Below are 13,443 nucleotides of genomic sequence, written 5' to 3'. Positions count from 1 at the left end.
CAAATTCATTGCCATTGGTTTTAACCTACGGACTAATAGCAAAGCGATAAGGGCTTTAGCCAAAAATCGCTTGCTGATTTGGGCTAAAGCCCGGGAAAAATTCGCCTTCATTAACCGTTGGTTGAAACCAACGGCAATGAAGAACTTCAATTTCTAATCACCTTGTATGCTTTTCACTTTAAGCTTTACGCTTTCAGCTCAAAAAAATCTTTTAGCCTTCGGCTTTCCGCTTTAAGCTAACTCTCCGGCTAAAACAGCTTCCTTCGCTGGCTCGGTCACTGTTTGCTTTTGAAAACGAGTTACAAATAAGATAAGCGATACCACCATAACCGTAATGCCGATATAGGTAAATGCCTGGATATAAGTAATGGATTCTGATTTGAACAGGAAGCCAAACAGCATTCCGCCGAGATTGCCACCCGCACCAACTATCCCGCTTACCATGCCTACATTTTTTGAGTTGATAAACGGCACTATACCATAAGTAGCCCCGTTAGACATTTTGAGGAACAGCGCGAACGACAACATCGAAACAATGGCTGCCGTTAAATTCCCTGAGCTTGCAAAAAGGATCAACCCGATACCTTCTAATAATAACACACCAGCCAGCAGCAAACCTTTGCCGCGCATACCGAATTTGCCGCCTACCTTATCAGATACCATACCACCCAAAGCCCTTGCAAACAGGTTCATGAACCCGAAAATGCCTGCCCAAAAACCAGCCGAACTTTGCGATAAATGAAAAGTATCTACAAAGTGCAGTGACGCTACGTTATCAAAAGTGATCTCCATGCCAAAGCACATAGCATAAGCCATGGTAAGCGCCCAAATGCGCCAATCACTTAGTATCGACCAATCGGTTTTTGATTTGGTGGCTGAGCGGCCTATCTCATCGTAGTTACCATCCGGGGTATCTTTGGTAAACTTTTGGTATAAGATCGCAATGATCAGCATCATCACACCCGGTACGATCATGGCGTAGCGCCAGGCTTCGGCTTTGGTATAGCCAAAGCCTACAATGGCCGCGAATATCAGCGGCATTACCATATTGGTCACCCCGCCGCCCAGGTTGCCCCAGCCGCCGGTTACCGCGTTGGCCGTACCTTTTATATTGGGCGCAAACATCATTGAAGTATGGAACTGGGTAATTACAAACGATGAACCTATTACGCCAATAGCCAGCCTGAACAATAAAAACGATGTATAATCGTGCGCTAAACCAACAAAAAACACCGGTAACGAGCCAACGAGGAGTAACCTTACGGCGGTTTTTCGCGGCCCCCAGCTATCGCAAAGTTTACCTATAATAAGGCGGGCCAAAATTGTTGCAGCAACCGAGGCAATGATGGTATTACCTACCTGGGCTTTGGTCAAATGCAGTTCGGCGCGGATGGTAGGCATCAAAGGTGCCAGGCCAAACCAGCCGAAAAAGCACACAAAGAACATTAACCAGGTGATGTGGAAAGTGCGCATCTGCACACCCTTTAATGAAAATATGTTGAGTTTGGTAAATTGTTTCATTTTCTTTAGCTTAAAGCTTAAAGCCGAAGGCCGAAAGCTTTGGTTTTTCAATTAATTCTCTTCTTTTTTCAGCTTTTAGCCTTCGGCCTTAAGCTTTCAGCTCAATTCAAAAAATCGGGTTTGATATTAAGTTGCAGGTATGCCCACACGGGGTTAAGCTTATTGTTGCCGGGTGTTAGGGCCTTGGCATATTCCACGCTATGAGTTGCCGCCATGTAGGATAAGCCCAGATCAACATAGGTAAATTTGTTAAGCTTGTAGCCAGTTGTAAGGTCGAACTCGGTGCCGAGGTATTTGCCTATGGCTTGCCCATCTGCACCTTTTTGATCTTTAGCTAACAGGAAATAATGGTTAGCCAGTTCGGTAATAAAGCGTTTATTATCCGAGGTATATTTTATTTTGAGGTATGGATTGCTTAAACCTCCGGTTGGCGATCCGCTCCCTGCATAAAAATAATCCATGTAGCCCCAAAACTTGTGTGGCGTACCATACAATGGGTCAAAGCGGTGACTGGTTTTTGAGGTAGAAAACGCATCATTACCTGATAGGTAATCCCAGCCTCCGGTGTAGCATACATTACTGTTTTTGTAAGATAGAGATAGGGTGTAAGTATAGGCGCTTAAGTCTGCACCATCACGGTCATGGCCGCCTTGATAGTAAAAACCGCCGGTTGCAGCCCACTCATCTTTGCTGCCCCATACTGGGTTAAGCAATAATCCTGTGGTGTAGCGGGTATATACGCCGGGCTGGTTGTAGCGCCTGCCATAAACGTAACCCACATCCTCGCCCGCGGTATTCTTTACCGAATCGACCTTGTATTTGGCAAACTGATCGGACAGGAACAATCCTGTCAGCTTAGTTTTATTAATTTTTTTGGCGAAGTAAAGATATTCAAGTGCTTTATAGTTTTGGTTTTGCCCGTTGGTACCGGGCGGGTTTAAAAATGAAGGATTACCTGTTTTTGAACTCATACCTGCCGCGTTAACCAGGGGTATAAACCCGGCAGGCGTATTGGCCAAATTACCTTTGCTATCTTTTATAGTAGCAGGCACATTGGCTGGTGTATAATAAGTGCCATTATAATTAATAGCATCCGAACTTTGGTTAAAGGCGGCACCCACATCAACCTGCCAGCCCGATTGTACCAGTTTAAGCACAATGGCATCATGGCGTCGGGCCTGCTGGATCCAGTCGGTAGCGCCAAGGAGGCGTTCATCGTCATAACTGGTCTCTTGCCGACCGGCCTTGATGGCGAAATAATCAACCGGCGAAATTTTGAAGGAAGTATCTTTTTTGTTGGAGAGGATAAGTTCGGCCCAGGCTTCGTGCAGGCTTAAACGACTACCATCATTAATGGTAATAGTTGAGGCATCCTGCCCCCAAAGCCTCACATCCTGTACCGATGTTTGAAAAATAAGCTTGCTGCTTTTGTAATTAAAGGTGAGCCGCGTTCGTTGCGATACGAAGGCCGCATTTTTGTTACCTATTGGTTCTAAAGTTCCATAACCATCACGTAATTCGCCCCTTGTTTTGATCTGCCCGGTTAAACTGAGCTGTGCTGAGGCGTTATAGGATACAAAACATGATATAATTAATAGAATTTTTCCAATAGTGTATTGATTACATACATTTTTGTACATTTGAATTGGTTTTTTATTTGTTAAAGCGATTAAAAACTAACTAACCTCGTCTGGGAATGCGACCTCCCGACGGGGCTTTTTTTATTTATATATTTTCAGTTTCACCATAGGCTACCTGTTTTGATTAACTAAATGCATTTAATTACCATAAATATATCATAATTAACAAACAGCTACAAATTTTAAAGCTTTAAAAGTCAATTTTTGTGATTAAAATCATAAATACATTACTTTTTTATGGATTATTTAATTTTTACACAGTCAAAAATTATCAAAATATCGACTTCACAATTACTTAACATAGATCACAACGACATAAATCATAAAAAATCACAAAAAACACAAAATACAGCAACCAAAAACATGATTTATATTAAAAAACAGATACATAAATCAAAAACAATGGCAAGAACATCTATACAAAACACAAAAAGCATTTAATTTTTACACCAAATGCTTTTTATTAGAACATATTACCAGAAAATTCACATTTAAAAACCAGGGCGTTGCCTGCGGCCGGGCTATCCATTCCAAGTCCTCGCCTTACCAGCGCACAATCCCCACTCACGCTCCTGGCTTTCCACTCTATCCCTAACGCTTTTGTCTGAACCGAAATTTTAGGGAATTAAAGCATTACCAGAATACTAAAAGCCTGTCTAAAAATATATAAAAGCCGTCATTGCGAGGCACGAAGCAATCCTCAAGAAGCAGAGAGGCTATGCAAATCCGCCCTGTATAGCTGGGGATTGCTTCGTGCCTCGCAATGACGCGATGGAACAAACATGTTGCGATACCCCACGCTACGCAATCCCCACAAAAACTTTCCCATCAGATACCATAACCGGGTAAGTTTTAATAACCAATTCCTCCTCACCCAAACACTCGCCGGTTAACAGCGAAAATGCTTTTTTATGAAACGGACAAGCCACCTTCGGCTCACAATTTTCACCCGAACTACCGATCATACCCCGCGATATGGCCATTTGCTGTTTATGCGGACAAAGATTTTGCGTTGCATACCACTCACCCCGGCGGGTAAAATTAAAAATGGCTATCTGCTCCTCGCCATGCTTTATGCACGAGCCGCCATTTTCAGGTACATCATCTACATAACAAGCCAATACCCAGTTTATTAGTACTGTTGCTTCCATTGTAATTTCTTTAAAATACTTTCGATTAAAACTTACTTAAGACTCTCGACTTTAAACTTCAGACTTAACAACGCCTACCACTCCTTAGCCCGCACCTGATCGCGCATAGGCACAAACTCAGCATGAGGGTCTTTTTCTTCGGGGGCGTTAATAAAATGAGCGAAGCGCTTGCGCATAGCCGGACTTTCAATCACTTCCTTCCACTCGCAGTGATAGGTATTTACCAGCGCCTGCATTTCCTCTTCTAACTGAGCAGCCAAACCCAAACTATCGTTCACGATCACGTTTTTAAGGTAACTCATGCCACCATCCAGTTTATTTAACCAGGTAGCGGTACGGGTAAGCTGATCGGCGGTTTTAATGTAAAACATCAGGAATCTATCGAGATATTTTATCACCGTTTCTTTATCAATATCCGTAGCCAACAACTGCGCGTGCTGCGGCTTAGAACCGCCGTTGCCGCATACATATAAATTCCAGCCTTTTTCGGTGGCTATGATACCAAAATCTTTCGATTGCGCTTCGGCACATTCACGCACGCAACCACTTACGCCGCCTTTAATTTTATGCGGGGCGCGGATGCCCTTATATCTATCCTCCACCTCAATGGCAAAACTCACACTATCGTGCAAGCCAAACCTGCACCAGGTACTCCCCACGCAACTTTTTACTGTGCGCAAGGCCTTACCATACGCATGCCCGCTTTCAAAACCCGCATCAATAAGCTCTTCCCAAATTATTGGCAGATCACTCAGGTGCGCGCCGAACATATCAATCCGCTGGCCGCCGGTAATTTTAGTATATAATCCGTATTTTTTAGCCACCTGGCCAATTACTATCAATTTATCCGGCGTAATTTCACCACCCGGAATTCGCGGAACTACCGAATACGTACCACCTTTTTGAATATTGGCCAAAAAGCGGTCGTTACTATCCTGTATGGTTTCCTGCTTTACAATTACATCATTCCATAAACTGGAGAGGATACTGGCAACTACCGGCTTACAAACCTCGCAACCATCGCCTTTGCCGTAATGATCAAGCACCAGATCGTAGTTTTTAAGCTGATTGATCTTCACCAGATCAAAAAGTTCCTGGCGCGAATAATCAAAATGCTCGCAAATCACATTTTTAATGTACTGCCCGTTAGCTTTCATGGTTCCGGCAATCAGATCTTTCACCATCGGCACGCAGCCACCGCAGCCAGTACCGGCTTTGGTACATTTTTTCATTCCATCAATACCGGTAACGCCCTGCTCATTCACTGCCGAGCAGATTGCCGCTTTGGTAACCGCCTCGCACGAGCAGATCAGCGCATCATCGGGTAAATTCATTACACCAGCACCTTCTGCAGCCGCACCACCGCGCGAACCGAGGATCAAATCTTCAGGATCGGGCGGCAACACAATTTTATTATTTACAGTTTGCAGCAGCATATTGTAAGCATCGGCATCGCCAATTAAAATACCACCTAACAGTTGCTTGCCATCATTACTGATGTTTATGCGCTTGTAAATTCCTTTATGCGTATCCTCAAATAAAATAGTACGACAATCCGGCTCGGTTATAAAAGCATCGCCAAAACTGGCAACATCCACACCAATCAATTTAAGCTTGGTGCTCATATCGTAACCATAAAATGATTTTGCGCCGTTGGTTAGGTGCGAGGCCACAATATCGGCCATTTCATAACCGGGCGCCACCAGTCCGTATATCATACCTTCATAAAGCGCGCACTCACCAATAGCATAAATACTTTCATCGCTGGTTTGCATTTGCGAGTTCACTACGATACCACCGCGGGTACCTACATGAAGACCGGCCAAACGGGCCAGCTCATCGCGCGGACGGATCCCGGCCGAGATCACCAGCATATCAACCGCCAGCTTACTCTCATCATTAAAACGAAGGGACTCTATTTTACCATGACCAACAATTTCGGCGGTGCTTTTATTGAGATGAATTTGCAAACCCAACTGACTCAATTTCATTTGCAGCATACTGCTACCTGCCGAATCAATTTGTCTTGGCATTAACCTCGGCGCAAACTCAATTACATGCGTTTCGCGGATCCCGAGATCGATAAGCGCTTTTGCAGCTTCCAAGCCTAATAATCCGCCACCCAATACCGCACCAGATTTAGCATTAGCCGCGCTGGCTTTTATCAACTCCAGATCTTCGATGGTACGATATACAAACACGCCTTCTTTTTCAACCCCCGGCACATCGGGCACAAAAGCCGACGAACCGGTTGCCAAAACAAGATAATCGTATTTAATAGTGATGCCTTTTAAAGAATGGATAGTTTTTTCGGCGCGATTTATTTCCTGAATAGGATCGCCGAGGTGAAGCTGAATATCATTTTCATGATACCATGACAAAGTGGAAAGCGACAGATCATCGGCTGTTTTACCATTAAAATATTCGCTCAAATGAACCCTATCATAGGCATGACGAGGCTCCTCACCAAAAACAATAACCTGAAATTGTGATGTTTTAGCTAAAAGCTTCTCGCAAAACTTATAACCCACCATCCCGTTGCCCGCTACAATGACTATTGGTTTCGACATAACGTAATTTTTTATTGTTAAAGCAATTTCAAACTAAAAACAAACCCAAATGCGACCTCGAATTCGTTTTACATCACAATAATAACACTAAAAACTATCAAATGAAAGTTTTTATTCAATTTTTTATTAAATAAATCATATAAAATAGATTTTAAATTCATAAATTAGACATAATAATATAATTTAAGTCATTTTTATTCGATGTAAAATTTGCTTTTTTGAATATTTCACAAAAACAATCATAATAAAAAGACAAAAACAGACATTTTTCAACTCTAAAATTGAAATAATGATAAAAAATATCACAAAACCACAATTATTTATACTCGGAGCAGGCCCCGGAGACCCTGAATTGATAACAATTAAAGGATACAAGGCATTACAACAAGCAAAAGTTATACTATATGATAATTTGGCGAACAAAGAACTGCTTGACATTGCCGACGACGATTGCGAAAAGGTATATGTTGGCAAACAACCTTACGGCGATTACACCCCACAGGAAACCATTCATGAGTTAATAAGACAATACGCGTTTGAAAAAGGAAATGTGGTACGGTTAAAAGGCGGCGACCCTTTTATATTCGGTCGCGGATTTGAGGAGATCATCTACGCCCGCGAACATGGTATCGAAACACATTATATACCCGGCGTTACCAGCGCCCAGGCTTGCGGACTGGAAGACATCCCCCTCACCCACCGCACCGCCAGCGAAAGCGTATGGATGGTAACCGGCACCAAAAAAGATGGCCGCCTAAGTGCCGACCTTACCTGCGCCATGCACAGCAATGCCACCGTAGTTATATATATGGGCATGAAAAAACTGGCCGAAATTGCAAAAGCTTATGTAAACGGCGGCAAAGGCGATACCCCGGCCGCTATTATCCGGCATGCATCGCTCCCCAATCAAAAATCGGCAAAGGGCAAGGTACAGGATTTGGCAGCCATAGCCGAAACCAATAAACTCACCTATCCCGCCATCATTATTATAGGCGATGTGGTTAACGTTAAAAACTAAACAAATATGAAGATCAGGATAAAAGGCAATTCCATACGTTACAGGCTCACTAAAACCGATGTGGCCAATTTTGACAGGGATGGATATTTGGAAGAGACAACCAGTTTTGGCGCACAGGTTTTTAAATATGCCCTGCAACGTTCTGCAAACACGGAATTAGCAGCAGGCTTTAACAACAACTGCATTACTATATACATGCCCATAGATATGGCCTACGAATGGACCAACACCGATCGGGTGGGTTTTGAAAGTACCGGCAATCAACTTTACCTGCTTATTGAAAAAGATTTTGTGTGTTTAGATAATGTAACGGAAGATCAAAGTGATAATTATCCGCATCCTGCGGGCGTGTGTTAATTGTTATATTTAACCAACACACCAACTGCTCTTCAGCAAATAGTTTACAATAATTATTGCAATAGCAGCAGCGCGATGAACAAACAACGTTTTGATCATCCCAGACTGTACCTGTCAAAATTCCGCAAACCGAATATTTAGAGCTTGCCAGGCTCTAAATACCCTCGCCTTTACCAAACTTCCGGTCCGGCAATAGCGTTTGTCACCCTTCCTTTTAAAAAAAATTCAGATTAATCTATTTCTAATTCAGAATTAAAAAAAAATTAATTCTCTAAAAGAAATTTGTTTTCATCAAAAGATAGCAATATCCGGTTATAACGGATCTGCCTAAATCTTCCCCAAAATCAAAACACCCAATTAACACCATCAACTCACTTAAAAACAGGCGCCTATGGGTAAATAACTAAAAACCAAACATCTGTAATTGCGGCTACAAAGGGATTTTATAGCTGCTTATTTATTATAAACCAAAACCAATTAAAAGCCACTATGGCACCAATTATTACCTTATGAAGAAAAACTTAATCATTATGCTGGCAGCCGCACTGCCTTTATGCATTAGCTGTACAAAAAACAAATTGCAGGTTAACCCTACGGACACTTCCGGCTCAAACAACAAAACTTTTAGCTCGCCGGTTGGCGATGTAGTTGGCAAGATCACGGTTGGTTACCAGGGCTGGTTCTCTGCCGCCGGCGATGGCTCGCCGGTGAACGCCTGGGGCCACGATAATCTTGAGATGTGGCCCGACACAAGGGAATATGCCACTACATACTCGGGCACGCCGTTTAGCCAGGGAGGTGTGGCGCAGCCTGGTTATACCGGAAATTTGGGCAACGGGCAGCCTGCTAAAATGTTCTCCTCGTACGATCAATCAACCGTTAACACCCATTTTCAGTGGATGCAGCAGTATGGTATTGATTGTGCCGCGCTTCAACGCTTTGCAAACGAAATTACCCCCGGAAGCAGCATTAAAGCTCAGCGCGACGGTATGGCTACCAAAGTTAAAACCGCGGCGCAAACCTATAGCCGTAAGTTTTACATTATGTACGATGTATCAGGCTGGGGCAACCTGGCTGTTTTAAAAACCGATTGGACAAATACCATTGCCGGCAGCCTTAACCTGCTTACCTCAAGTGCTTATGCCAAACAAAATGGTAAACCGGTAGTGTGTATTTACGGTTTGGGCTATGCCAGTCACCCTTCAAGCGTAACCGACGCGCTTGATCTGATTAACTGGTTTAAAGCACAGGGCTGTTACGTAATTGGCTCCGTTCCGGGACAATGGCGTACCGGAACCGGCGATTCGAAATCCGGTTTTACCGATGCCTATAAAGCTTTTAATATGATATCGGCCTGGGCTGTTGGCCGTGCAGTTGATGCCAGCTATGCGCCTTGGGTAACTGGCGATCGTGATTTTTGTAATGCCAATGGTATGGACTATCAGCCCTGCGCTTACCCGGGCACCGCGTTTTACAATACCAATGGCTCTTCTTCTCCTAAAAATCAATTTCCGCGTAACCATGGCGACTTTTTGTGGGCACAGTTTGCCACATTTAAAAACGCGGGTGTGCCAAGTGCCTATATTGCTATGTTTGATGAACTGAACGAGGCTACTTCTATTTTTAAAGTTGCCGAAGACGCCTCAATGATCCCAGCGGGAAAGTACTTTTTAACGCTTGATGCCGACGGCACCCACGTATCATCAGATTTTTACCTGAGGCTGGTGAATGATGGCGGCAAAATGCTTAAAGGACAAATCGCTTATACTACTACAGAGCCTACACCTTTTAACGGCGTTATTTTTTACGAGAGTAATAACTACGCCGGCGGAATGGGCCAACCTTTGCAGGTAGGGAACTATACCCTATCGCAACTGGCTGCCAAAGGAGTTCCGAATGATTGGGCATCATCAGTAAAAGTACCGCCGGGCCGCACTGTTATTCTATATTCCGACGATAATTTCAGTGGTACTTCGTGGACTATAACCAGCGATAAATCCAGTTTAAGCAGTTTAAGTCCGAGTGCAAATGATATTATATCATCGGTAAAAGTTCAATAGTAAATAATACAGGGCCGCCCGCTTAACTGTGAGCCGGGCGGCTTTTACACTTTCCCGGCATCAATTACATTGGCTAAAAAATCATAGTTTAATATTATTAATACACATCAGCTGAAATCAAAAAAGCAGAGGGAGGTGGATTGTATACCACCGATACTGCTTAGACTTTTTACTAATTGAAATTCATTCAAAATTAAAAGTGATTTTCGCCCATATTTCCTTTCCTTAAATTACATACATCTACCTCAGCGTTATTATCTTACGGGATTATTAAGGATTGACTGAATGACCCGTACACTTTTACTTTTTTTACTTGCGCTTTTACCCCTGGGAAGCTTTGCACAACAATTTACGCTGATAATACTTAAAGAAAATGCCCAACCTGTTGATGGCGCAACTGTTAAACTGATACTGCCTAACCGGCAGGCCCGCGTTGGCATAAGTAATGCACGTGGCCAGGCGCTGTTTCAGAACATTCCGCCGGGGACTTTTAATTTCTCGGTAACTTATACCGGTTATAAGTCCCAAACCACACGCAATTACACTATTGCAGAGAGTATAAAACAAGATACCATCCGCATGCAACCCCTTAGTACCATGCTGAGCGAAGTAAACATTACCGCCAAAACGCCGCCTGTTGAGGTAAAACAGGGAAAGGTAATAGTTAACGTAGAAGCATCGGCAACCAATACAGGGGCTACCGTGTTGGAGGTGCTGGAAAAATCGCCGGGAGTAATGGTCGACCGAAATGGAGGCATCTCTTTGCAAGGGAAACCCGGGGTGCTGGTAATGATAGATGATAAGCCTACCTATCTCTCCGGAGCCGACCTGAATAATTTGCTGAGCAGCATGAGCTCGGGCCAGGTAGCGCAGATTGAGTTGATTGCAAATCCAACCGCACGGTATGATGCCAGCGGTAATGCAGGCATCATCAACATTAAAACTAAAAAAAACAGGCAGAAGGGTTTTAACGGATCAGTTTCGGCCACTGTGGCACAGGGTGTACACTCCAAAACCAATAATACGCTTACGCTGAATTATCGCGCAGGGAGGGTCAACACTTTTTTCAACTACAATATCAGCTATCAGAAATACCTTACCAACCTGTACGCACTGCGCAAATATACCAACGCGAGTGGAGCAACCACTTCAACATTGGAGCAGCCGTCGCATTTTACCGGCACGTTATTGAATAATAATGTCAAAGCGGGGCTGGATTACGATGTTTCGTCTAACACTACGGTTGGCATTGTGCTTGGCGGAACCATTATCCACCGTGAGGGTAACAATACAGCCTCAGCGCGCTGGCTTAACCCGGCGGGTGCGGCAGATTCAGTTATCGCTACCGATAACGCCAACAACAGCCGGTTTAAAAACGGGCAGGCGAGTCTGAATCTTCGCCATAATATCAGCAAAACCCAGGATATCAGCGCCAGTGCCGACTGGCTGCACTATAACATTGCCAGCGATCAGAATTTCAACAACCGTTTACAAACCACCAACGGTTATAACGAATTTACACGAGCTAATATCCCTACAGGTATCACTATACTAACAGGCAAGGCCGATTATACGCTCAAAACAGAAAAAGAAGGGCAATGGCAAGTGGGTTGGAAATCGGCACGCAGCAGTACCGATAACGCTGCCGGCTATCAAAACCTTACTTCCGGCCAGTGGACTGACGACCTGACCCGCAGCAATCATTTTCTTTATAGCGAGAACATTCATGCGGCCTATGCGCTGATGGAACGCAAGTACAAGGCCATTTCGTACCAGGTAGGTATCCGTTACGAGCATACAGATTATCACGCCCATCAATTGGGCAACTTGCTGCAAAAGGACTCTGCTTTCTCACGTAATTATGGTAGTTTTTTTCCAAGCGGCTATGTTAGCTACCAGGCCGATACTGCCAACAACCTAACGTTAACTATAAGCCGCCGCATTGACAGGCCGGCTTACCAAACATTAAACCCATTCTATTTCATCATTAACAAATACACTTACGAAACCGGCAACCCATACATCCTGCCGCAATACAGTTGGAGCCTGGAACTGAGCCATCAATACAAAAATTTACTCACCACTACAGTATCGTACACTAATATCAACAACTACTTTTCGCAAATCTTTTTGAGCGATCCGGCTCAGGCCGGTATTCTGCTTTATACGCAGGGAAACGTAGGGCGCACATATATTATCGGTGTATCTGAAGCTGTTACAGCATCACCCACCAACTGGTGGACAATTACAGCGCAGGCATTGTACAATTATAAAAAGCTGAGCGGCTTTAATGGCAATCGTTATACATCGGATATTAACCAGCTTAACCTCAACGCCAACAACCAGTTTACCATAGGCAAACGTTTCACCGGCGAGTTATCAGGCTTTTATACCACACGCGCCCGTAATGATGTGCAGGAGAAGCTGTACCCCACCGGTCAGCTTTCTGCCGGGCTTGGAATGTCGCTATTAAAAAAGAAGGCCAACCTTAAGCTGAGTATGCGCGATGTGTTTTACACCAATGCCATGGAAGGCCTAACTCAGTTTCCCAATGCAACCGAGTATTTTAAAATTAAACGCGACAGCCGCGTAGTGGTGCTTGCGTTCACCTATCGCTTCGGTAAGGCCTACAAAATGGTTAAGCGCGATAATAGCGCGAGCGATGAAATGGAGCGGGTTGGAAATGGATAAGCATGGGCATATTGTATGTTTATCCGGGAATCCAATATCCTTCAGCAAGCTCATTAGATAACATCTAAAGACAAAAATCATGTCGATTATAAAACCGGCGTGGTCCCGGTTCGGAAAAACCGGTTGATCACAAAATCAATCGGTTTAATCCCGGCACAATCTGCAAATCGAAATGACTTATGCTGCGATGTTTTGCTTAACGGCTTCTATCAGGAAATTATTTTTAAGCTCTTTCTCGGAGACCATCACACTGAAATCATCAAACTTTACGCCGTGCTCCAGCGGGTATAACACATAGCCGCGTTTCATAGCATCGTAGGCGCCAAGTTCAAATATTTCGTCGTGTTTTTTGCCTTTTATTTTTGCGCCGCTTACTAACTGGTAGGCGTCGAAGATGGATTCAAAATTATTGTTTTTCATAGTACTGATGTCTAT

At 43.8% G+C, this 13,443-nt stretch carries 9 protein-coding genes; 4 read left to right on the top strand and 5 right to left on the bottom strand.

The window, feature by feature from the left end:
* Positions 1-231 precede the first annotated feature (231 nt).
* The 4 genes from HYN43_RS07050 to nirB form a co-directional block, all read right to left on the bottom strand.
* The gene (locus HYN43_RS07050) at positions 232-1,521 is read right to left on the bottom strand and encodes an MFS transporter (RefSeq protein ID WP_205589891.1); all 1,290 of its coding nucleotides are present in this window, start codon (positions 1,519-1,521) and stop codon (positions 232-234) included.
* A 101-nt stretch (positions 1,522-1,622) separates the two neighbouring features.
* Positions 1,623-3,161, bottom strand: coding sequence for an alginate export family protein (locus HYN43_RS07045; protein ID WP_119408771.1), 1,539 nt, complete (start codon positions 3,159-3,161; stop codon positions 1,623-1,625).
* Positions 3,162-3,961: 800 nt separating this feature from the next.
* Positions 3,962-4,312 carry a nitrite reductase small subunit NirD gene (gene nirD / locus HYN43_RS07035; RefSeq protein WP_119408769.1) on the bottom strand — a complete coding sequence of 117 codons (351 nt, stop codon included), beginning with the start codon at positions 4,310-4,312 and terminating at the stop codon, positions 3,962-3,964.
* Between the two features lie 74 nt (positions 4,313-4,386).
* Entirely contained in the window at positions 4,387-6,882 is a 2,496-nt protein-coding gene (nirB, locus tag HYN43_RS07030) for a nitrite reductase large subunit NirB (protein ID WP_119408768.1), read from the bottom strand.
* Positions 6,883-7,171: 289 nt separating this feature from the next.
* Between nirB and cobA the strand changes: the two genes are divergently transcribed.
* From cobA to HYN43_RS07010, 4 genes are all read left to right on the top strand, one after another.
* Positions 7,172-7,900 carry a uroporphyrinogen-III C-methyltransferase gene (gene cobA, locus HYN43_RS07025; protein WP_119408767.1) on the top strand — a complete coding sequence of 243 codons (729 nt, stop codon included), beginning with the start codon at positions 7,172-7,174 and terminating at the stop codon, positions 7,898-7,900.
* Between the two features lie 6 nt (positions 7,901-7,906).
* Positions 7,907-8,257 carry a DUF7009 family protein gene (locus tag HYN43_RS07020; protein ID WP_119408766.1) on the top strand — a complete coding sequence of 117 codons (351 nt, stop codon included), beginning with the start codon at positions 7,907-7,909 and terminating at the stop codon, positions 8,255-8,257.
* A gap of 509 nt (positions 8,258-8,766) precedes the next feature.
* On the top strand, positions 8,767-10,317 hold the full coding sequence (locus tag HYN43_RS07015; RefSeq protein WP_205589890.1) for a glycoside hydrolase family 99 protein: 1,551 nt from the start codon (positions 8,767-8,769) through the stop codon (positions 10,315-10,317).
* A 285-nt stretch (positions 10,318-10,602) separates the two neighbouring features.
* Positions 10,603-13,008 carry an outer membrane beta-barrel family protein gene (locus HYN43_RS07010; RefSeq protein ID WP_119408765.1) on the top strand — a complete coding sequence of 802 codons (2,406 nt, stop codon included), beginning with the start codon at positions 10,603-10,605 and terminating at the stop codon, positions 13,006-13,008.
* A 177-nt stretch (positions 13,009-13,185) separates the two neighbouring features.
* Here HYN43_RS07010 and HYN43_RS07005 read toward each other — a convergent pair whose 3' ends face one another.
* Positions 13,186-13,428, bottom strand: coding sequence for a hypothetical protein (locus tag HYN43_RS07005; RefSeq protein WP_119408764.1), 243 nt, complete (start codon positions 13,426-13,428; stop codon positions 13,186-13,188).
* Between the last annotated feature and the right edge of the window lie 15 nt (positions 13,429-13,443).

It is taken from the genome of Mucilaginibacter celer, from assembly GCF_003576455.2.
Taxonomy (GTDB): domain Bacteria; phylum Bacteroidota; class Bacteroidia; order Sphingobacteriales; family Sphingobacteriaceae; genus Mucilaginibacter; species Mucilaginibacter celer.
The sequence above is the reverse complement of the archived record's forward strand: the minus strand, read 5'-3'. Positions and strand labels throughout refer to the sequence as shown.

Coding starts and splice junctions, on each gene's coding strand:
- HYN43_RS07050 (WP_205589891.1), bottom strand. CDS start 1,521: ATGAAACAATTTACCAAACTCAACATATTTTCATTAAAGGGTGTGCAG.
- HYN43_RS07045 (WP_119408771.1), bottom strand. CDS start 3,161: ATGTACAAAAATGTATGTAATCAATACACTATTGGAAAAATTCTATTA.
- nirD (WP_119408769.1), bottom strand. CDS start 4,312: ATGGAAGCAACAGTACTAATAAACTGGGTATTGGCTTGTTATGTAGAT.
- nirB (WP_119408768.1), bottom strand. CDS start 6,882: ATGTCGAAACCAATAGTCATTGTAGCGGGCAACGGGATGGTGGGTTAT.
- cobA (WP_119408767.1), top strand. CDS start 7,172: ATGATAAAAAATATCACAAAACCACAATTATTTATACTCGGAGCAGGC.
- HYN43_RS07020 (WP_119408766.1), top strand. CDS start 7,907: ATGAAGATCAGGATAAAAGGCAATTCCATACGTTACAGGCTCACTAAA.
- HYN43_RS07015 (WP_205589890.1), top strand. CDS start 8,767: ATGAAGAAAAACTTAATCATTATGCTGGCAGCCGCACTGCCTTTATGC.
- HYN43_RS07010 (WP_119408765.1), top strand. CDS start 10,603: ATGACCCGTACACTTTTACTTTTTTTACTTGCGCTTTTACCCCTGGGA.
- HYN43_RS07005 (WP_119408764.1), bottom strand. CDS start 13,428: ATGAAAAACAATAATTTTGAATCCATCTTCGACGCCTACCAGTTAGTA.